This window comes from Coleofasciculus sp. C1-SOL-03, assembly GCF_040220555.1.
In the GTDB taxonomy this organism is placed as follows: Bacteria; Cyanobacteriota; Cyanobacteriia; order Cyanobacteriales; family Coleofasciculaceae; genus Coleofasciculus.
This window is the reverse complement of sequence record NZ_JAVJUO010000131.1, coordinates 23,298-42,889: the sequence shown is the minus strand read 5'-3', so window position 1 is coordinate 42,889 and position 19,592 is coordinate 23,298. Positions and strand designations below refer to the sequence as shown.

Sequence of the window (19,592 nt, the reverse complement as noted above, 5' to 3'; positions counted from 1 at the left end):
GGAACTTGCCCCCAGAGCTTTTGTCTCATAATACAAAGGAGGCTCGTCCCCATCCGGACATACTATTAAACGTCTTGCTATTGCTTATCATCAAAATCCCCCAGACGGAACGCCCAGAGAAGCGTTGTTGTTCGGTTTAACTATCTATCGATACCTCTTGAGAGGACATCACCATGTCAATCCCGAAAAAGCTAGCCAAGGTTATTCAAAAACTCTATCGGCAACTCCTAAAGATATCAAGGACATTAACAAAACGAGTCATGACCTGGTTATTGCGAAGGTTGATGGTTTTGCGCCATCGCTCTGGCTTAGCTGGGGCGGGATTTATTCTGCCTACGGTAACCATGGTGATTTTGGTGGTGATCCTACTCACTACCGCGATCGTATTTCGCTCCTTTGACCGAGCCAAAAATGCTCGGAACTACCGGGTGAGTGAAGAAGTGATGGCAGCCGCTGCACCCGCGATGGATCGGGCAACCGCTAAGCTGGATGCTTTATTTGATGATCCGCGACTGCCTCGTGGCACTCCCTCTGACAGTGCGCTTGATAATTTGTTTGAGTACAAGGACGATTACAACAGTGAGCCAGAGAAAGATAAATTTACTTTCCCGGATGAACAGCGGTTGAAGGTGGGTTACGATCTCAATGACGATGGCAACATTGAGGAGGCGGCGGCTCGACTTGAACAGGAGGAAGCCGTATCAACCGCTTGGCGATTTCCCGTTGATACCGATGGCGACGGGAAGTTTGATAGTTTTACCATCTATTTCATCTCTTACCGCAGTCCGCTGCGTGGGGGCGATGGTTCTTTCGCGACAGCCAGAAGTCCGCTAGACGCTAGAACTCCCCCAATGGATGAAGGCGCAGGCAGCGGCGCCTGTGCTGGGGCGCTGAAAACGAGTGCTAAGTTGGTGAGTCAGGCGGGTTGGTATAAGTCGGGCTCTAAGCTGAAGAAGAGTTTCTTTGTCTATACAGCAACGGTGCCTATTGTTGAGAATCTGAATAATCTGGGTATTGCAGGTTTTAATGAACCGCCATACAATGACCAAGAAAACTATGAATATTTCCCCCCTGGAACTGCTCCAGGTTTCTCAGCACTAGAATACCAGCAAGACCGAGCCAGAATTCCATTGAGTAATAATGCCGTCGTCTTTCAGGATGACTTAGCCGTGGTGGGTGGGGAGACACTGCGCCTGAATGGCAGAATGGTTACCAATGGTAACTTGTTTACCACGACAACCCAAGACAGGGGCAATATTGAACTCTACCAGGTGAGCGCCCCCGCCTCTTGTTTTTACCCCGATGTAGAAAACAGCAAAATTACAGTGGGTGGTCATGTGGTTAACGCCGCGCCCCTGTCCGATATTGCCAATGGTAGACCCGTTAAAGTTCATCTGTTTGTTGAGGGCGATGATCCAGACATCAAAGATTTAACCACAACCAATCAATCGGCAACCAATAGTGAGGTTCCCCGCACCATCCTCTACAATAGCGATGCCTATACAGCTCGTGTCCGGCACTTAGTAACACGCTGGATTGATCAAAACCCAAATGTTAACAATAGTACAGATCCAGAAGACGTAAAAACCCAAGTCCGGGATGCCGCCGACAGTGAAAAAGAGAAGGTGCGAGAGAAGGCATTAACCGCCTACTTCAGAGATCGGACACGGCGGGTACCCTTCGAGGAGGTTCCCAAGGATAAAAAGACCCAGCTTCAAGACCCAGTCGGTGAGGGAGACCAGTTGCGTCCGCCAGATGAATGGATGTTCCCCTATGATCCAGAGGATGGTAAGACGACATCGGGATACGCACCCGTTTCCCTGAATACCCAGGGAGAAAGCGCTCTGCCCAAAGCGACGCTGCCTGAGGTGCTAGAAGATAGCGATCGCGAAAATGAAGTGGGCGATCGCATGTTAATCGGTCACAATCTGCCTGCCGTCTGGTATGAGGATGAAAATCCCGTTGGCGAAAACGCACGCCAGGAGATTGAGGGTACGACATGGGATGTACCGGATGATACCAGTGAGACACGTAGTCGCGCCTCCCAGGTCACGCCCCTCAGTGATGTGGGGGATAAGGGTCGAGATGGATTCTGGGAGAAGGCAGCTGCCCGAGAACCGGAAAATTTACTCGACCCCGTGGGTGGTTTGCGGATTGTCACTGGCGCTGGGGTGTATGAACGCAAAAATTCCTTCTTGCCCCCGCCAACCTGGGATGACCCGACAACGGACACAGTTGAGGCGAAATTCCAGCAGGAAACCGTTGGCGGAAAAGAGGTAATAACCACTTATTATGATGACCCTTCAACTTCAGTAAAAGAAACGTTTCCCATTGTGTGGCCCGATACCATGCCCATGTCCCCGATGGCGGGTGAGAAGGTCTATGCAAACATCGATTCTGATTGGGTTCCCGATCCTTGGAAAGGTCTGGGCTGGCAGGATGGCAATGGTCAGGGCTTACCCCCACTCACAGGAAGCCCATTCCCCAATCTGAGTGCTGCTGAATTTACGGCCATAGGGGGTACTAACCTAATCGACCCCAATACACGCAAGTATGCCAAAGGTGACCTGCGGATGAGGGCGACGGCAGTTTACCACTATGCCGACGACAGATATCAACTCCCGGAAGAAGGAGACGATCAAAAGCAAGAACCCATTGCCTGCGTCAGTAGCTACTACGACCCGACTAATGCCACAACCGCCAGGAATCCGCAAGGCTTACCGGATGTGAGTGGGCAATTAGACTGGCCCCCGACTCAACCTGGGGTTGGTTGGGGCAAGTCGAATAACGGCGTGAGTTATCCTGCCCCCCCCAGCCAAACTTCCAAGACTGTTTCAAAAATGACTAGAGATGCTCAGGGGCTGGTGGGAGGTCAGGGTAAAGAAGATTATGGGAATATCCAACAGAAACTTGCCTATCAAGCGAATCTGGTCTTCCCCAATGGACGCTTTGTTAACGAACCCCTGCGCGACGCCTTGCTGGCAGAACCGGATGAGCGGACGCTTGCCCAGCAAGCGGCGATTGACTCAAGCATCTGCGCCTTGCAGATTTTAGATGGAACCCTGCAACCGAATGAAAGTGTTATTCCACACGGGGCAATTAGTGAGGTAGCATTCCTGGATAGTCGTCAGATTCAAGCGATTCATAAAGATGACCCAGACACCTTAAAAGTCGAATCTGTCGCCGACTTCATAGATGCTAATGATGTCATCGACTATGACCTGCCCATCGAAGAACGCCAACCCCTAGAGGTGCGGGCGACCAAGATAGACCTGGATAAACTACGCAAAAAAGGCATCAGCGGTTCATTCATTCCCGAAAGTGTCGATGAATACCTCCTACCCAACAGTGGCATTATCTATGCCTCCCGTGATGACGCTTTGCCAGACCTCAGCCAATTGCTGCCTGAGTTACCCGACAAAGAAGACTATCAGCTTCCTGGTGACGAGTTAGACGAGGAGGAGATAGCTGGTGCGTTGCGAACAAGCGCCGTGGACTACAAACTTGACCCCACCCGTCGTCCCAGTGGCATCCTGATCTTCAATGGTGAAAAACTTGCTCGCAACAACACAGAAAACTTCCGGGAGGAGGAAAAAGGATTGACCCTAGTCACCGACTTACCCGCATACCTCTGGGCTTGGTCGGATCAGAATGAGGATGGCATCGTCGATGATGGCGATGAGTCTCTGTTCAATCCGCACACTCAGGAAGAATTCAACGCCGAACTGAATGCAGCAAACTGGAACAACTTCTACGGTCGCGGGCAAGATGAGGACGATCTCAATCCCGACTTCGCTTGTCGTCCTGGTGATGAACGCCTGGATTGTCAAACCGGGGATACCTGGCGTCCCGCAACGGTGATTGCTGATTCGATGACGTTGCTGTCGAAGGATTTCCGATTTGGCTTCCGCGATGAAGGGGATTACGACCTGAGAAATAATCATGTTGTCAATCAGAGCTTTATCACTAATCGGTTGAACAATGGCTTCTTTGCCAACGACTTTGTCACCAATGGATTTAGCAGTGGGGGGATAACGATTGATGGCAAGACTCCCACGGAAGAGGATTATTCTCAAAACGGTAATCAGGGTGGAGATTACGTTGGCAGCTCCTATTTCAACAACTTCGTCACTCCCGTCCAGCGACGATTCAATGGCTCTGCGGAATATATTATGGAAATCTGCCGCAAGTTACCGGTTTCTGCTTGTACGGCGGAGGACTGGGTTGTCGGATATGACAGGAATGGGGATGGCGTGTTGACCACCGATCCCGATCCAACTTTGGATGAGAAAAATGTCACGGTTGATCAACTTGGTGCGCTTTTAGTAACTTCTAAGAGTGTTGGGATAAACACTCCTGTTGGGGCGGGCAGAGCAGCCGGAGGTGATAATCAGCTACAGCATAATGAAGCCGATTGGTTTGATCCATATGTAGCAACTATTGGAGGAAGTGCTGGTAGCAATCTGAGTCCTCGAGATCGTCTAGGAGCCGGTACAACCGCCGAACCCGCGTTGATGGAAGCAGACCGACGCTTCCCGCGCCGCATTGCCTTTGCTCGGACGAAGAACCATACCTTGATTCTGGACGATGCCCGTAACAATACTGTGCGACCCATTGGCGTCGGCTGTACCCTAGATACTACAGGTGATGCCCCGGAAAACAATGGCTGTGTTTATGGGGGTGTGGCAAACAACCTCAATGTACCCAACCGCAATACCCAGAATAACCTTTGGTTCCGAAACACAGTAAGCGGCACAGTCGGCGGTAAGGTTACTGACCCTGGAGATCCAACTCGGATTGATTATCAAGTTGATCGACCAATTTACTACGAAACCAATGTAGATAAGTATGCATGGATGCTTGATAAAGACGGTGCTCCTCAAAGGAAGTATGTCAATGATGGGACCGACTTCAAGGTATTCGTGCCTAAAGTGGCAGAAGATCCAGCTTATGGAGCGATCGCAGCGGAATTGGCTCGACTCAATTTGGATAACGATCCAGTTGCTAAATACCCATTCTGCTTGGCAAAAGGATGCTCTGTTGCAAAAAATATGATTGATGATTCAGATACTGTAGCAGCAGCAGCATTAACACCTCTATCTGGCGCAAAATTCAGAATTAATAAGGTACGAGAAGCCCTGATGCCTGCCGCTCTCAACCCGGCTACTCCTGGGGATGCAATTGTGGAGCCCGAAGGGGATCTACTAGCAACTGGGGGAACACTGACAGCACAACCTTCCGAAGATGCTACTTCAACAAACCTGCAAAAGTCGGTCAATGTCTATGACCTGACTGTGGGTACTTTTAATGACGGTGCGACGATTACGCTTCAGGGAACACCAGAATCGATATTTGTCCTGCGACGTACTGATGGTGCTCTTACATTTGGAAATAGTAGTGGAAATGGCGTTCAACTTAACCTTGAAGGTGGCGTTGATCCCAACAACATATACTGGGTTGTGGAGAATGGAAATTTGACATTTAATACACCTTCAGGAGATCCCCATTTACTAGCAGGTAACTTTATCGGCAATTCGGCTAATACCATCACATTCAACGACGTAGACATAATCGGGGGTCGCTTCCTCGGCTTCAATAACGTAGCCGCCTTCGGAACGAATGTCAAAATCTACGCCATGACCGCCCAAGACCAACCCATAACCGTCCCCGTATTACAACTGCAAATCCCTAAAGAGGACAACGGCAATATCAACCCCAGCGGGAATATTGACGAAGAGGTTGAGCGAACAAATTGGCACCAGAAAGCCACTCCCAGCACCTTTAACCTAATCAGCGCTGCCGGAAACACCCCAGCGAGGGAAGGCGAACCCGATGGTGGTGTAGGTAACTTCGCCCGCCTCTTAGAAGACTGGGCTGACCAAACTCTAACTATTAGCGGTTCTCTCATGCAATTTGACCGGAGTAGCTATGCCACCAGTCCGTACCAACCGTTTTTAGAGATTGGTCCATTCTGGGAAAGTCCAGGAGGTCTGTTTGAATACACCCAAAAATACTCCACCCGTAACTCTCAGGGAAAACTCCCCTACTCCCAACCCCAAAAACGGCGAGTTGGGTATGATGTCGGCTTACTGAGTCAGCTCCCTGACCTATTTAGTAGCCAATTCACCACACCCCCCACAGGCGCTCCGGATGAGTTCTACCGGGAAGTTTCCCGCAATGACCCCTGGTTACAAGCGTTATTGTGCGCCAAAACAGTAGATGGCAATAACGCGGTCAGTGACAAGGAACGCCCCAGTTGTCCCTGGTAAAACACCCAAGGCTTGAACCAGCAGCAGATTAAACCATGAACAAGCCCAAGCAGATGCAACAAAATCCAAGGCAATTGAATCGCGGATATTCCTCGATATCATTTGCCTTCCAGCAACTGACGTCTCGCCAGCCAGTTCCCTTGAATCCTTCCTTCAAGGCTGCTGTCGGCAATCATCACCCCCGCCAAGGGGGGAAATCCCCCCCAGCGAGTCAGTCGGGTTTTACGATCATTGAATCGTTAGTGGCAATTATTGTGGTAACGATTCTGATGATTGGACTAGCACCGGTAATCACCCTGTCAGTTGCTACACGGGTTCAAGCCAGACGGGTGGAACAAGCTACTCAAGCCGCCAGATCCTATCTGGATGGGGTGAGAACCGGAGCAATTCCCTTTGGACCGACGGATGCTGAAAATGCAGAAGGAACTCATAACGCGATTACAGAGGATTCAGCAAATACTCCAGGTGACAACCTAAATGAGGTTCCTGCTCCAACGAAAGCAGCTCCCACTTGCTCCGATAATCAATACTGTAGCCAACCCACCCAAAACAACGCTGTATTCTACTGTGTCGATGGGGATGGAGATGATGCGTGCAATAGCTTTCAAGACTTCATCATTCAGGCATTCGGCAAAATTCCCACTCAAGGTGGAAATCCCAATCGGGACTATCCGAGTTACAAACTCGGGGTGCGGGTCTACCGGGCTGATGCGTTTACATCTGACTTTACCCAGAACTTTGAGAAAGATGCAACCCAATCCAGTTTTACCGGGGGAATTGGCTTAAGCTCAACTCAAGCCCCCTTAGTGATCATGTCAACCGAGGTTGTTGTAGAGGAAGACAATCTGCCTGAATATAGAAGCATTTGCGATAATGCAGGTATTGATGGTTGCTAATCCAATTCAGCATAAAGAACAAATTCACAACTCAAAACAAAAAAAGCCAGTGTTTTGAGTAACGTTTACGGAGTAAGATGTCATGAGAGAGGCAATTCAATCAATCTTCAAATCTCAGCCCAAAGGCTCAGGGTCAGCCCAAAAAACCAAGGGGTTTACACTGATTGAACTCCTTGTGGCGATTATTTTAGCAGCTTTAGTGATCACGCCGCTGCTCGGATTCATGGTCAATCTCCTCGCCACAGACCGCAAAGAGCAAGCCAAATCGACGACAGGACAAGAACTGCAATCCGCCCTTGATTACATCGCTCGCGAATTAGAGCAAGCTGTTTACATCTACGATGGTGAAGGTCTTCATGGAACAGGTGACAACGGAATTGCCGATAATCTTGATCTAGATGGTGAGCCACTCTTAGCATTTTGGAAGCGGAAAAGATTACCGAGGGCGGTTGATAAAAATTTTGAAGCAGAAGGTGATCTTTGTCCTGATAATATTAGCGAACAAGCCAAGGAAAGACAATGTAATGATTACTTTGTCTATTCGCTTGTTGTCTATTCCCTGATTGATGAAGATAACGATCAGTGGTCAAACGCCGCCAGAATTGCTCGGTTTGAAATTAGTGACGGGATTAGAGACCCTAATGATTCTGATACTTATATAGTTCCACAGGATTCTGGATTTGAGCTGTTTGAGCGAGGGGGAAGCAAGTCCCTTGAGCAGGCAATGAATGCGTGGGATGGTACGGTTCAAAGCACTGTTGGTAATCAGCAGGCTGTATTAGTGGATTACATTGATCAAACTTCACCGGATGACAACGACGCTGTTTTTGTTCCAGAGGACAATTATTGCTTATCGCGTCTGGGATTAGATAGAAATGGTGATGGTGTAATCGATCGGGAAGAAGATAAAACAGACAAAAAAACGCCAGAACAGTTAAAGACTCTCCCTGACAATCCCGAATCAACTAGCTTCTTCGCTTGCGTAGACACAGAAAGGACACTGGCTCAAATCTACATCCGAGGCAATGCCCTCGCCAGAATTCAAAACGATGCAGAATATGCTGAAGATTCTCCCTACTTCCCCGAGTCAACGATTACAGTGGATGGGATTGGATCTATCGAATAATCTTGAGCAACAGATGTAAAAGAATACCCCTTAACTCACCGACGGCGGTCATTGGTCATTGGCAAAACCTGTACATTCATAAATAAATCAAAAACAACACAACATAAGATTATGAATAAATCAACCTTATTAAAAAAATACACAAAACTAGCTACTCGTCAAACTCAACAATCTTGGCGGGAAGACTCAACCAAAGGTGAAGCTGGATTCAGTCTGCTGGAACTGGTTGTAGTTGTCCTGATGATTGCCATTCTATCCGCTATTGCTGCACCGGGTTGGCTGGCGTTTGTTAACCGTCAACGAGTCTCGAAAGTGAATGATCAGGTATGGAGTGCCTTACAGGAGGCTCAACGGGAAGCGAAACGGACACAACTGAGCTATAGCGTTAGTTTTAGACAGTCGGCTGGAGAACGTCCCCAAGTGGCGGTTTATCCCACACAAGACAGGAGTGGTGACGATATTGATTTAGACAACAATAGCAACGCCTGGAGACCTTTAACTGAAGGGTTAGACATTAAACCTGAACAGGTTACTCTCTGCTCAAATATTGATAGCAATAAAGATAATGAACAAGCAGCTTTTAACTGTAATTTAGATACAGAAAGAACAATTATCTTTGATTATCAAGGTAATCTAGCGCTTGTTGATGGTGAAGAGCCAGACATTGGTGATGGTATTAATATTACCGTAGCCGTACCCCAATCTAATGGTGACCCCATTGAGGCTACAGCCCGTTGCGTTGTCGTTAAAACCCTAATTGGGTCAATGCAAATTGGGAAAAATTCACAAGATTGCCAGTTCCAGTAGTCATTTGACAATGGGCAGTGAGTCAACTTGCCTCTTATCTATAAAAAGAGTGAATTTATCAATTTATATTAACTTTCAATACGTTAAGATTGATTAAATAAAGTTTTTTGTCATCCCCCTATGCATAAAAAAAATATTGTCGCAAAATATCATAAGGGAGTTGCCTGAGGAGCATCCCATTTAAGAGAATTGTAGCCGATTATTGATTAGGTGAGTAGTAGGCACTAAGCGTACCTGAAAAGGCTTTACAGCAGTTTGCTCTGCTATGCGGTACATTGTCGATCCCCCTCACATCCCCCTTAAAAAGGGGGACTTTGATCTACTGTACTTTATTACAGAATTAAGCGCTGTATTTCCAAGCAGGTTTTGTGCTGATACCAAATCCGCCTTGATCACCCCATGCAAGAGGAGGCGATTGAAGAGGAGGCGATTGAAATCGCTGCTACACAAACAAAGTCCGCAAGGTAAGGACTAGGTTATCACGGGGGTAGCGTTCGCCGGATTTGGTATGACTACCAACAGAGCAAGATGCTCCCATTGCGATGAGTACTCTGCTAATCGGTTCTGACATTGCGCCCAGCGACTAGAAGTCATGGCTAAACCAACAAAGACCCCCTACCGATGTGACACAACTAAAATGCTGGGATAGATTGGCTTCGTAGGTTGTAGGTTGGGTTGACGCCTGTTACCCAACAGAATCTAGGACTAAAGTCCTCACTACGAACCCGTCTGATTAGATAGTCGCTGTTGGTTGTGTACAAAAGGTCAAAACTCAGATTCCAGATGTAGCCAGTTGCATCTGTCAAACAATAGATTTACCCTCAAAGCAGATTGCTCGCATCGTAGCAGGGAACTTCCGACACGTTGGTTCGATAACGGTGAATTTACCATGCTACACAGCAAACAATTAACCCCAAAACCCGTTCCCAGCGCCCTAGCTGGATATACAGTCCTGGAGCTAATTCTAGTTATGATCATAGTCGGGGTAGTGAGTGCGATCGCGGCTCCGGGTTGGCTACAGTTTGTGAATGTCCAGCGCTTGAATACGGCTCAATCTCAAATTTACCAAGCCATGCTAGAGGCGAAAAGTAATGCGTTGCGAGAGAAACGGACTTGGCAAGTGAGCATCCGACAGGAGAATGAGCAGGTTCAGTGGGCGGTGCATCGGGTTGATACCGACTTTATCCCACCGGGCGTTCAATGGCACAATCTTAACCAGGATATTAAGGTTGACATGGAAAAAAATGACCAAGATGTCTACGAGACAACCCTAGATAGTCCGGGTCACAAAACGATAACCGGACCCTGGCGTGTCCAGTTTAACTACAAAGGTAATACCAATGGACAACTAGGACAGATTACGCTAATTCCAAAAGACCATAGCCCGGTTCAACGTTGTGTTTATGTGTCTACATTAATTGGAACCTTGCGGATGGGTTATGACCAGGATAAACCCAATAGTAGAGGTAAGTATTGTTATTAAGCTCCAGCCCGGAAACGAAATAGAATCAATTTACGGTGTAGTAAAATGACCCTACGGAACAGATCCCCCCTAGCCCCCCTTCAAAAGGGGGGAACTATTGGTATGGATATTAATTCTCTGTTGCAACCCTATCAACGTTTTGGTGTTCACCTGGGTTTGGAACGCATCCAGCGACTTCTGGCGGCGTTGGGGAATCCCCATCAGCGTGTGCCGATGATTCATGTGGCGGGAACGAATGGGAAGGGTTCGGTTTGCGCTTATCTTTCCTCGGTTCTCAGTGAAGCAGGGTATCGGGTGGGACGCTATACGTCTCCTCATTTAATTGATTGGACGGAACGGATCTGTATTAATCAATACCCGATTTCTACGACAGAACTGGTTAATGTGCTGGAACAGGTGCAAGCGGCGATTCCCCCCAATACCGAAGAGTCGCCGACGCAGTTTGAAGTGATTACGGCGGCGGCTTGGTTCTATTTTGCTCAGGAACAGGTGGATATTGCGGTGATTGAGGTGGGGTTGGGGGGACGCCTGGATGCAACCAATGTCTGTGATCAGCCTTTGGCGACGATTATTACCTCGATTAGTCGCGAACATTGGCAGGTTCTGGGTTCGACGCTGAGTCAAATCGCTACGGAGAAAGCGGGTATCCTGAAACCCAATTGTCCGGCGATTATCGCCCCTCTTCCGCCGGAAGCGAAAGCTGTTGTTCAATCTCGGATTGAGGCGTTAAATTGTCCAGTAACCTGGGTAGAACCTGCCCAGGAATTCAATCGGCAAACTGTAGTCAGGGCGGGTTTTGAACCAAGGTTATCATCAATCGCGACACCCAAGTCCCTAAACCCGCCCCTACATCAAAATGCAGACGCGCCATTATGGGCAAGTTATGCGGGGATAATCTATCCATTACCGTTGCTGGGGGAGATTCAGTTAACGAATTCTGCTGTGGCGATCGCGACGTTTCAATCCCTGATTCGCCAAGGTTGGCATATCCCAGAGTCTGCGATTGTTTCCGGGATGGCAAAGACGCAATGGTTGGGACGCTTACAATGGACTGAATGGAAGAATTATCGCCTATTGGTGGATGGCGCTCATAATCCGGCGGCGGCGACAGGTTTGCGTCAATATGTGGATACGCTGAATACGCCTGTAACTTGGGTAATGGGAATCCTCTCAACTAAAGAGCATGAGGGGATTTTTAGGGCATTACTGCGAGGGGGCGATCGCGTTTACCTGGTTCCTGTGCCTGATCATAGTTCAGCCGAACCCGAAGAATTGGCTGCGATCGCGCGATCAGTTTGTCCTAATCTTGCCGATTGTCACACCTATCCTAACTTAGAAGCTGGACTACAAGCGGCGACAACCACGGCTTCTGATTCTACCATTATCCTGTGCGGTTCTCTTTATCTGGTGGGTTACTTCCTCGGTTTGTAGTTGCGCTTTAGCGCCGATATAATTTTGAGGTTAGTCCCTACGTTGGAAGGTTGATAGGCTCGCATCCCTGACTACAAACTGCATTAAGTAGTCGGCGCGATCGCTTTCCGGTTTGTAGTTGCGCTTTAGCGCCGATATAATTTTGAGGTTAGTTCCTGCGTTGAAGCGATGATAGGCTCCCATCCCTGACTACAAACTGCATTAAGTAGTCGGCGCGATCGCTTTCCCCTTCCCTTGATCTTCCTTCATCATTACCGCCTGAGGCTAAAGCTCTTACTACAAACTACATTAGTCCCTACGTTTGAGCGTTGATAGGCTAAAGCCCTTACTACAAACTAAAAACTACAAATTATCCCACATCTGGGCTGCATCGGCTACGGCTTGTTCTACCGACTTTTCTGCTAACATCGCCGCTTGTAAGTTCTCATAAATTGCGGCTTGTAATTTGTTTAAATCTTTCATTGCTGGTACTAATACTTCCGCCTCTGTTAACTGATTGGCACTAATTGCTCGTGCTTGTTCTACGGGGGAAGCATTCGGATTACTTGATAATTGCGCTTGATACTGTTCCACGGCTGCAAGGGTTGAGGGTAAAACATTTGCGGCTTGAGCAAAGGCTAACTGATTCTCGGTATTTGTCACAAATAGAGCAAAGTTTAAGGCGTCCTCTGGGTTATTTGTATCTCGGGGTATGACTAAATTCATCACCGCTACATTCTTTTTCCCGGTTTTTCCGGTAATTTGAGGAGACGCCGCTGATACTTTGGCAATGTCGGGAGCGTTGGTTTCAATTGTTTTTAGGAATTCCGCCCCAGATGCTAGTAATGCTGTTTCCCCCGCTTGATATAATTCAATGGCATTCCGATGTCCTTGGGTGAGAACTTCTCGTGGTAAGAGTCCTTTTTGATACAAGTCTACCCAATACTGAAACGCGGCAATTCCTTCTGGCGTATTAAAGGCGGCTTTTCCTTCTTCATCGACTAACTGCACACCCATCTGAACCAAGGATTCCAACACTTCACTGGAATCATTGGGAACAAAGGTGACAAAAAAGGCATAGTTTCCTGTCTTATCCTTCACCTGTTGGGCAACCTCTGCTAGTTCAGTATAGGTTGTGGGCGGTTGACTAATTCCGGCTTGCTTAAGTAAATCTTGATTGTAAATTGTTACTCGTGTGGTCAGATACCAAGGAATGCCAAAACTTTGATTATCAATGGTACTGGCTTGCCAGATTTTGGGTAAATATCGCTGGCGAATTTCATCAGGAATCGTCCCCTCTAAATTTAACCAAGCATTACGAGTGGCAAGCTGGGAGGCAAAGCTGGGATTTAAGTTAACCACATCCGGTGCGGTTTTTGCCGATACCGCCGTTAAGATTTTCCGTTCCATTTCCGCCCAGGGGACATCCACCCAGCGTACTTTAACCTCTGGGTGCTCGGCTTCAAAGTCACCGATGACTTGGTTAAAATACTCGGTAAACTGAGGCTGAAGCTGCATCGTCCAGAACTCTAGTTCTCCCGACGCTGACGGTGTGGGGGCGGGGCTACAGCTTATCAGCCAACTTAACAGCCATCCTAACAGGGCAAATTGTCCAAATTGTTTCCAGGTTTTGATCCGAATCATTGATCGTGGTTGATTGTTAATGGTTGATTGACGAATTTATCTGGTTATTCAAATTGAGATATTACACCATTTTTAAGACTCCCACATCATCCGCCAAGAACTCAAGTTCTTGGCTCAAAGCTTAAGTCCATTAAAATGGACTAAAATGCTGATTCGGCTATCAATCCGGTGGGCAGTACCTACCCTCTGAAGGGGTGAAAAGCTCGCGTCAAAGGTAGGCAGGGTGTGGGGTATGGGGTGTGGGGTGTAGGGAAAATATTAGAGAAACTAAATTTTGTCACCTGAGTTAAGGGTTGTCAAAAAAAATCAATCCCTTTTTCCCTGTTCCCTGTTCCCTTCCCTCACTCATAACTGAATCCATCGGGTAATATCGCCCCCGTTAATGTCGCACCACGCAGGTTAACTTGATCCATATTGGCATCGAGCAACACGGTTTCTAGTAAAATTGCATCCGTTAAATTAGACCAGCACAGTTTAGCGCGATATAAATTAGCTTGGCTAAGATTAGCGCCTCGTAGCGTTGTCCAACAAATACTCGCGCCTCTCAACTTCGCCCTAATCAGGATGGCTCGGGTCAAATTCACACCATTGATTCGAGCCTGACTCAAATCAACTTCGGTTAAGTCGGCTTGAGTAAAGTTAGCGCCATGTAACAGGGCTTTGTTCAGATTTGCCTGGGTTAAGTTCGTCTCTAGGAAAATTCCATTGGTTAAATTCGCCTTGTCTAAATTAGCGCTAATTAATGTAGCATAAGAGAGATTGGTGCGGCTGAGTGAAGCGTCAGTCAATTTTGCCTGATTTAAGTTAGCTTCCCGCATTATCGCTTCACTGAGAATTGCTTCCGACAGATTGGCACGACTGAGATTTGCCCTATTCAAGGTTGATGCTCGCAAACTGGCATTAATTAAATTGGCGTCACTCAGATTAGCTTGGGTTAAGTTACTCGAAATGAGGTTCGCTTCAGCTAAATCTGTGCCAGCTAAGATGGCTTGAGTGAGATTCGCTTCTCGCAGGTTAACCAGTTTGAGAGACGCCCCAGTCAGATTGCTTTGGCTTAAGTCCGATCCTCGCAAGTTGGCGTGAGTCAGATTGACGCCACTCAGGGAGGCGTTTCTCAGATTAACTCGTCTGAAGTCCCGTTCCCCTACTGCATAACGTTTCAGCAGTTCATCGGCATCCATAGGTGATTGCCTAGGTAGATGTGTATCAAAGGCATTAAATTATCAAGTTTACCTTAAGGGATTCATGATGGGTGAGTCGTGAGTGATAATGAAGAAATTGTCCTGTAGCAGGGTAGGTGATGGGGTGATGGGGTGATGGGGTGATGGGGTGTGTAGAGACGTAGTCGGCTACGTTGGGAACGCAGTCGGGGCGGGTTTAGTCGCATCTGGGTGAGGCAAGAAATGATAGTAGTAAAACCCGCCCCTACATACGCTTTTCCATTGTCCGTTCCCTGTTCCCTGTTCCCTCTTCTTTGACAAATGACAAATGACCAATAAAGAAGGAAAATAAGCCAATGTCAGACAACCTGAGAAGCAAAGTCGTTACCCAAGGTGTACAACGATCGCCAAATCGTGCCATGCTGCGTGCTGTTGGTTTTAGCGATCGCGATTTTACTAAGCCGATTGTGGGGTTGGCGAATGGATATAGTACAATTACGCCCTGTAATATGGGCATCAATGACTTAGCACTACGGGCAGAAGCCGGACTTAAACAGGCTGGGGCAATGCCGCAAGTCTTTGGCACAATTACGATTAGTGATGGTATCTCTATGGGTACTGAGGGGATGAAATATTCCCTGGTGTCGCGGGAAGTGATTGCCGACTCCATCGAAACCGTCTGTAATGGTCAAAGTATGGATGGGGTGCTGGCAATTGGTGGCTGTGATAAGAATATGCCCGGGGCGATGATTGCGATCGCCCGCCTAAATATTCCCGCTATCTTTGTCTATGGGGGAACAATTAAACCCGGACATCTGGATGGACAAGATTTAACCGTTGTCAGCGCCTTTGAAGCGGTGGGACAACATAGCGCGGGTAAAATTACGGAAGAACAACTGGTGGCGGTGGAACGAAACGCTTGTCCCGGTGCGGGTTCTTGTGGGGGAATGTTCACCGCTAACACCATGTCTTCAGCATTTGAAGCCATGGGGATGAGTTTACCCTATTCCTCGACCATGGCGGCAGAAGATGCCGAAAAAGCCGACAGTACGGAAAAATCCGCAAAGGTTCTCGTGGAAGCGATTCGGCAGCAGATTCTCCCCCAACAGATTTTAACCCGCCAAGCCTTTGAAAATGCCATTTCGGTGATTATGGCAGTGGGCGGATCAACGAATGCGGTATTGCATTTACTGGCAATTGCCCGGGCGATCGGGGTAGAGTTAACTCTGGATGACTTTGAAACGATTCGCGCTAGAGTTCCGGTACTGTGTGATCTCAAACCCAGTGGTCGATATGTGACCACGAATTTGCACCAGGTTGGCGGGATTCCCCAAGTGATGAAAATGCTGCTGGTTCATGGTTTATTCCATGGTGATGCATTAACGATTACCGGGAAAACCATGGCTGAAGTATTAGCGGATGTACCCGATGCACCGCCCTCGGATCAAGATGTGATTCGTCCCTGGGATAATCCCATGTATACTCAAGGACATTTGGCGATTTTAAAAGGAAATTTGGCAACCGAAGGCGCGGTGGCGAAGATTACCGGGGTGAAAACGCCCCAAATCACTGGTCCGGCGCGTGTGTTTGAATCCGAGGAAGCCTGTCTGGAGGCAATTTTGGCGGGTAAGATTCAGGCTGGAGATGTGATTGTGGTGCGTTATGAGGGACCCAAAGGGGGTCCGGGAATGCGGGAAATGTTAGCCCCCACATCAGCAATTATTGGTGCAGGATTAGGGGATTCGGTGGGATTAATTACCGATGGTCGCTTTTCCGGTGGGACTTATGGTATGGTAGTGGGTCATGTTGCCCCAGAAGCCTTCGTTGGCGGTGCGATCGCATTAGTCCAAGACGGGGATTCGATTACCATTGACGCCCCAGCGCGATTATTACAGATCAATATATCTGATCAGGAACTGCAACAACGCCGCGCCAATTGGCAACCGCCCAAACCCCGGTATACTACAGGGGTGCTGGCGAAGTACGCTAAATTAGTCTCCTCTAGTAGTCTGGGTGCGGTGACGGATTTCGAAGCGGTGATGAATCAGATTACAGAATGATGGGGAGATGGGGAAGCAGGGGAAGCAATGTAGAGACGTAGCATGCTACGTCTGGGAGCAGGGGAAGCTGTTCCTTCCTGTTCCCTCTTGGACTAACTGATTTCCTTTTTTGTGCATAATTGTTAAAATATGAAGCAATTGTAATATTTTGTAGCGATTCTGGAATTTGAAGCCCATTTTAGTTTAGGAGTAAGGGATTATGGCAGATAGAACAACAACCAAAAATAAAAGCACTCAAACTGAAACCCAACAAGCGTTGGCAAGAAGAACCCCCAACACCACAGTCCTTGACGTTAAGCCTTTACCGAACAATCGTCCGATCGCGCCTAATTCGACTGAATCGAGCGACGAACTTATGGGGTATTTGGACTAATTCCCTTCTAGAGGTTAACAATGCCGATTTCCTAGCTGGAGATCGGTGTTTTTTATAATCGTCATAAGTTTGACCGGACATGATATAGCGCTACGCGGGGAGGGAATAGGCAATAGGCAATAGGCAATAGTGAAGACAAAAGCTTACCTGACAAGGGATTGAGCGATTTTAATTTTTCTTTTATGTCCTAACCTTAGTGGGTAGTGCTATATCAGATGTGCATTTAGGCGATCGGTAAATTCTCAAGATTCAACAACCCTGACTTAGCTGACGCTTGAAGTCAGGGATTGCTAGAGACAAATCTGGCAACGCAAGAGTTGAATACCGCACTGAGTCTCAACTTGGTACAGACCTCCGAATACCTCCCTAGTTCGGATTAAATCTAAATGATTTTGGGGTAAGGGTAATTTGCCAAGTTTGACAGCAGAAATTAAACATTTACCCAGTAAAAATTTAAGCCCAGGAATAGTTAATGCAATCTTTAAAGATTTACAACCATTATGTGGTGTGCCTACTTATGAGAATCAAATTAACTCCCCGGTTTCTTGCAGCGAGTGTAACCGCCAGTAAATTCCTTCATGACGCAACAGTTCATCATGACTACCGATTTCCACAATCTTACCCTGATCCAGTACCACAATTTTATCGGCATCGCGTACTGTGCTAAGTCGGTGAGCAATAATAATGGTGGTACAGGTTCCCTGAATCGTCTGCATCGCTAACTGAATCGAACGTTCAGACTCGTAGTCCAAACTAGAGGTAGCTTCATCAAAAATCAGGACATCGGGTTCAACTAATAGCGCCCTGGCAATTCCTAGCCGTTGTCTTTGTCCGCCTGAGAGTCGCACACCGCGTTCACCAACTATAGTGGAGTACCCTTTGGGTAATTGGTCGATCACTTCGTCTACTCTGGCAATACGACAAGCCTCTTGGACTTTCTGGAAGCTAACGTTGGGATTACCGTAAGTCAGATTATCTAATAATGTTCCGTTAAACACATCAACATCCTGATGAACGATCGCCAAACGTTGACGATACCCAGTCACATCCAACTGGCGAATGTCGATCCCATCAATCAAGATGCTACCTTGATTCGGTTCAAAATAGCGAAATAAGAGTTTAACCAACGTCGATTTACCCGAACCCGATCGCCCGACTAATGCGATCGTTTGACAGGGTTCAATCTGTAAATTAATATCCTGCAATACGGGACGTTTAGCATCATAACTGAAACTCAAGTGCTGTAACTCAACTTTGCCCGGAAATTGATAGGATTTGGCGCTATCAGCCGGATCTAAAACAATCCCCGCTGCATCTCTTCCTCCAGGAAGCTGCATGAATTCATGCAATCGAACCATAGAAGCATAGCGACGGGCAAAGGTTTCCGAGAGATCGTTGATGGGTTCGAGTTCAGCGTAGGCAATGCTGGATAGGGTTAACGTCGTGATAAAATGCCCTAATGAAATATTGCCTTGCACCGTCGCCAACAGGGTTAACCCCAAAATAGAAAAGACACAAATTTGGATCACCGTTCGTTGCCAGGTGGCTAATTTAACATATCCTAAATGGATGCGATACAAGACAAATTTGAGTTCCCGGTTGAGACGCTGGCGCTGTCGGTTGAGTTCGGTGGCTTCTGTGGCAAAGGCTTTGACGGTTTTGATATTAGTGATGATTTCTGAGGTACGACTTTCCGTATTTTCTTGATGGTGATCTAATAAGCCTTCCTCAATAATCAGTTCCCTGAGATTTTTGAGACTGAACCCCAAGATAAACACAAAGGAAATTAAAAATAATAAAGCGATACGCCATTCAATGAACCAGATCACCACAAAAATGCCGCATACCCGTGCCAGTTTGGGAATCAGTTGTCCGGCAATTTCCGGATAAGTCCAGGTATGATTGGCTAGACCTTTCGCGAGTCGTCCAGCAATTCGTCCGGGGTTATTTTCATCGTAAAATTCTAGCGGAAGCGTGAGAATTTTGCGGATAGCGTTTTCTGACTGATCGCGACGGGCGCGTAAGGGGATTGCCCAGTGAAACCAACTGCCTAACCAGGGTTGAATCGGTGCCCTGACGACAGTGACGATGAAAATGATACCCAGTAACACAGCCAGAGAGAGGGACTGATTGACGCGAGTTTGGGTTAAAGTGGCGACTGTGGTGATTACCGTTTGCATCAGCCTATCCAACGGTTGATCGGATAGGACATTGAGAATCTGCCCGATCGCATAAGGCACCGCTAAATCAATCATTTCAAATAGACTGGCAGCCGTTATGCTAAAAATCGAGATGCCCCAGTACGGTCGATAATAGGTGAGAATATCTCGAAATGTTGCCATTTCTATTATCTGGTTGCATAAC

General features: G+C 47.5%; 11 protein-coding genes. 8 read left to right on the top strand and 3 right to left on the bottom strand.

The annotated features are described in order from the left end of the window. Nucleotides 1–173: 173 nt before the first annotated feature. The 6 genes from hpsA (at nucleotide 174) to RIE73_RS20390 (ending at nucleotide 12,012) form a co-directional block, all read left to right on the top strand. Nucleotides 174–6,269, top strand: coding sequence for a hormogonium polysaccharide biosynthesis protein HpsA (gene hpsA / locus RIE73_RS20415; protein ID WP_446402924.1), 6,096 nt, complete (start codon nucleotides 174–176; stop codon nucleotides 6,267–6,269). A gap of 35 nt (nucleotides 6,270–6,304) precedes the next feature. After that, complete coding sequence (gene hpsB, locus RIE73_RS20410) at nucleotides 6,305–7,165, top strand: hormogonium polysaccharide secretion pseudopilin HpsB (RefSeq protein WP_446402923.1); 861 nt, start codon at nucleotides 6,305–6,307, stop codon at nucleotides 7,163–7,165. A gap of 82 nt (nucleotides 7,166–7,247) precedes the next feature. Further along, on the top strand, nucleotides 7,248–8,291 hold the full coding sequence (gene hpsC, locus RIE73_RS20405; protein ID WP_446402922.1) for a hormogonium polysaccharide secretion pseudopilin HpsC: 1,044 nt from the start codon (nucleotides 7,248–7,250) through the stop codon (nucleotides 8,289–8,291). A 111-nt stretch (nucleotides 8,292–8,402) separates the two neighbouring features. Further along, nucleotides 8,403–9,098 carry a pilus assembly FimT family protein gene (locus RIE73_RS20400; protein ID WP_446402921.1) on the top strand — a complete coding sequence of 232 codons (696 nt, stop codon included), beginning with the start codon at nucleotides 8,403–8,405 and terminating at the stop codon, nucleotides 9,096–9,098. Between the two features lie 889 nt (nucleotides 9,099–9,987). After that, nucleotides 9,988–10,581 (top strand): pilus assembly FimT family protein, encoded by a 594-nt coding sequence (locus RIE73_RS20395; protein WP_446402920.1) that lies wholly within the window; start codon nucleotides 9,988–9,990, stop codon nucleotides 10,579–10,581. Between the two features lie 102 nt (nucleotides 10,582–10,683). Further along, nucleotides 10,684–12,012: a bifunctional folylpolyglutamate synthase/dihydrofolate synthase gene (locus RIE73_RS20390; protein WP_446402919.1), complete on the top strand. Its 1,329-nt coding sequence runs from the start codon at nucleotides 10,684–10,686 to the stop codon at nucleotides 12,010–12,012. Nucleotides 12,013–12,354: 342 nt separating this feature from the next. Here RIE73_RS20390 and RIE73_RS20385 read toward each other — a convergent pair whose 3' ends face one another. Then, entirely contained in the window at nucleotides 12,355–13,635 is a 1,281-nt protein-coding gene (locus RIE73_RS20385) for an ABC transporter substrate-binding protein (protein ID WP_446402918.1), read from the bottom strand. Between the two features lie 341 nt (nucleotides 13,636–13,976). Further along, a complete protein-coding gene (locus RIE73_RS20380) occupies nucleotides 13,977–14,816 on the bottom strand; it encodes a pentapeptide repeat-containing protein (RefSeq protein WP_446402917.1) in 840 nt (279 codons plus the stop codon). Between the two features lie 335 nt (nucleotides 14,817–15,151). Here RIE73_RS20380 and ilvD point away from each other — a divergent pair, with 335 nt between their 5' ends. After that, nucleotides 15,152–16,855: a dihydroxy-acid dehydratase gene (gene ilvD / locus RIE73_RS20375; RefSeq protein WP_446402916.1), complete on the top strand. Its 1,704-nt coding sequence runs from the start codon at nucleotides 15,152–15,154 to the stop codon at nucleotides 16,853–16,855. Between the two features lie 199 nt (nucleotides 16,856–17,054). Continuing rightward, complete coding sequence (locus RIE73_RS20370) at nucleotides 17,055–17,228, top strand: hypothetical protein (RefSeq protein WP_446402915.1); 174 nt, start codon at nucleotides 17,055–17,057, stop codon at nucleotides 17,226–17,228. Nucleotides 17,229–17,752: 524 nt separating this feature from the next. Here RIE73_RS20370 and RIE73_RS20365 read toward each other — a convergent pair. Continuing rightward, the gene (locus RIE73_RS20365) at nucleotides 17,753–19,570 is read right to left on the bottom strand and encodes an ABC transporter ATP-binding protein (protein ID WP_446402914.1); all 1,818 of its coding nucleotides are present in this window, start codon (nucleotides 19,568–19,570) and stop codon (nucleotides 17,753–17,755) included. Nucleotides 19,571–19,592 lie beyond the last annotated feature (22 nt).

Bases quoted from the DNA above. Each gene is read 5' to 3' on its own strand.
- hpsA (WP_446402924.1), top strand. From the start codon at position 174: ATGTCAATCCCGAAAAAGCTAGCCAAGGTTATTCAAAAACTCTATCGG.
- hpsB (WP_446402923.1), top strand. From the start codon at position 6,305: ATGAACAAGCCCAAGCAGATGCAACAAAATCCAAGGCAATTGAATCGC.
- hpsC (WP_446402922.1), top strand. From the start codon at position 7,248: ATGAGAGAGGCAATTCAATCAATCTTCAAATCTCAGCCCAAAGGCTCA.
- RIE73_RS20400 (WP_446402921.1), top strand. From the start codon at position 8,403: ATGAATAAATCAACCTTATTAAAAAAATACACAAAACTAGCTACTCGT.
- RIE73_RS20395 (WP_446402920.1), top strand. From the start codon at position 9,988: ATGCTACACAGCAAACAATTAACCCCAAAACCCGTTCCCAGCGCCCTA.
- RIE73_RS20390 (WP_446402919.1), top strand. From the start codon at position 10,684: ATGGATATTAATTCTCTGTTGCAACCCTATCAACGTTTTGGTGTTCAC.
- RIE73_RS20385 (WP_446402918.1), bottom strand. From the start codon at position 13,635: ATGATTCGGATCAAAACCTGGAAACAATTTGGACAATTTGCCCTGTTA.
- RIE73_RS20380 (WP_446402917.1), bottom strand. From the start codon at position 14,816: ATGGATGCCGATGAACTGCTGAAACGTTATGCAGTAGGGGAACGGGAC.
- ilvD (WP_446402916.1), top strand. From the start codon at position 15,152: ATGTCAGACAACCTGAGAAGCAAAGTCGTTACCCAAGGTGTACAACGA.
- RIE73_RS20370 (WP_446402915.1), top strand. From the start codon at position 17,055: ATGGCAGATAGAACAACAACCAAAAATAAAAGCACTCAAACTGAAACC.
- RIE73_RS20365 (WP_446402914.1), bottom strand. From the start codon at position 19,570: ATGGCAACATTTCGAGATATTCTCACCTATTATCGACCGTACTGGGGC.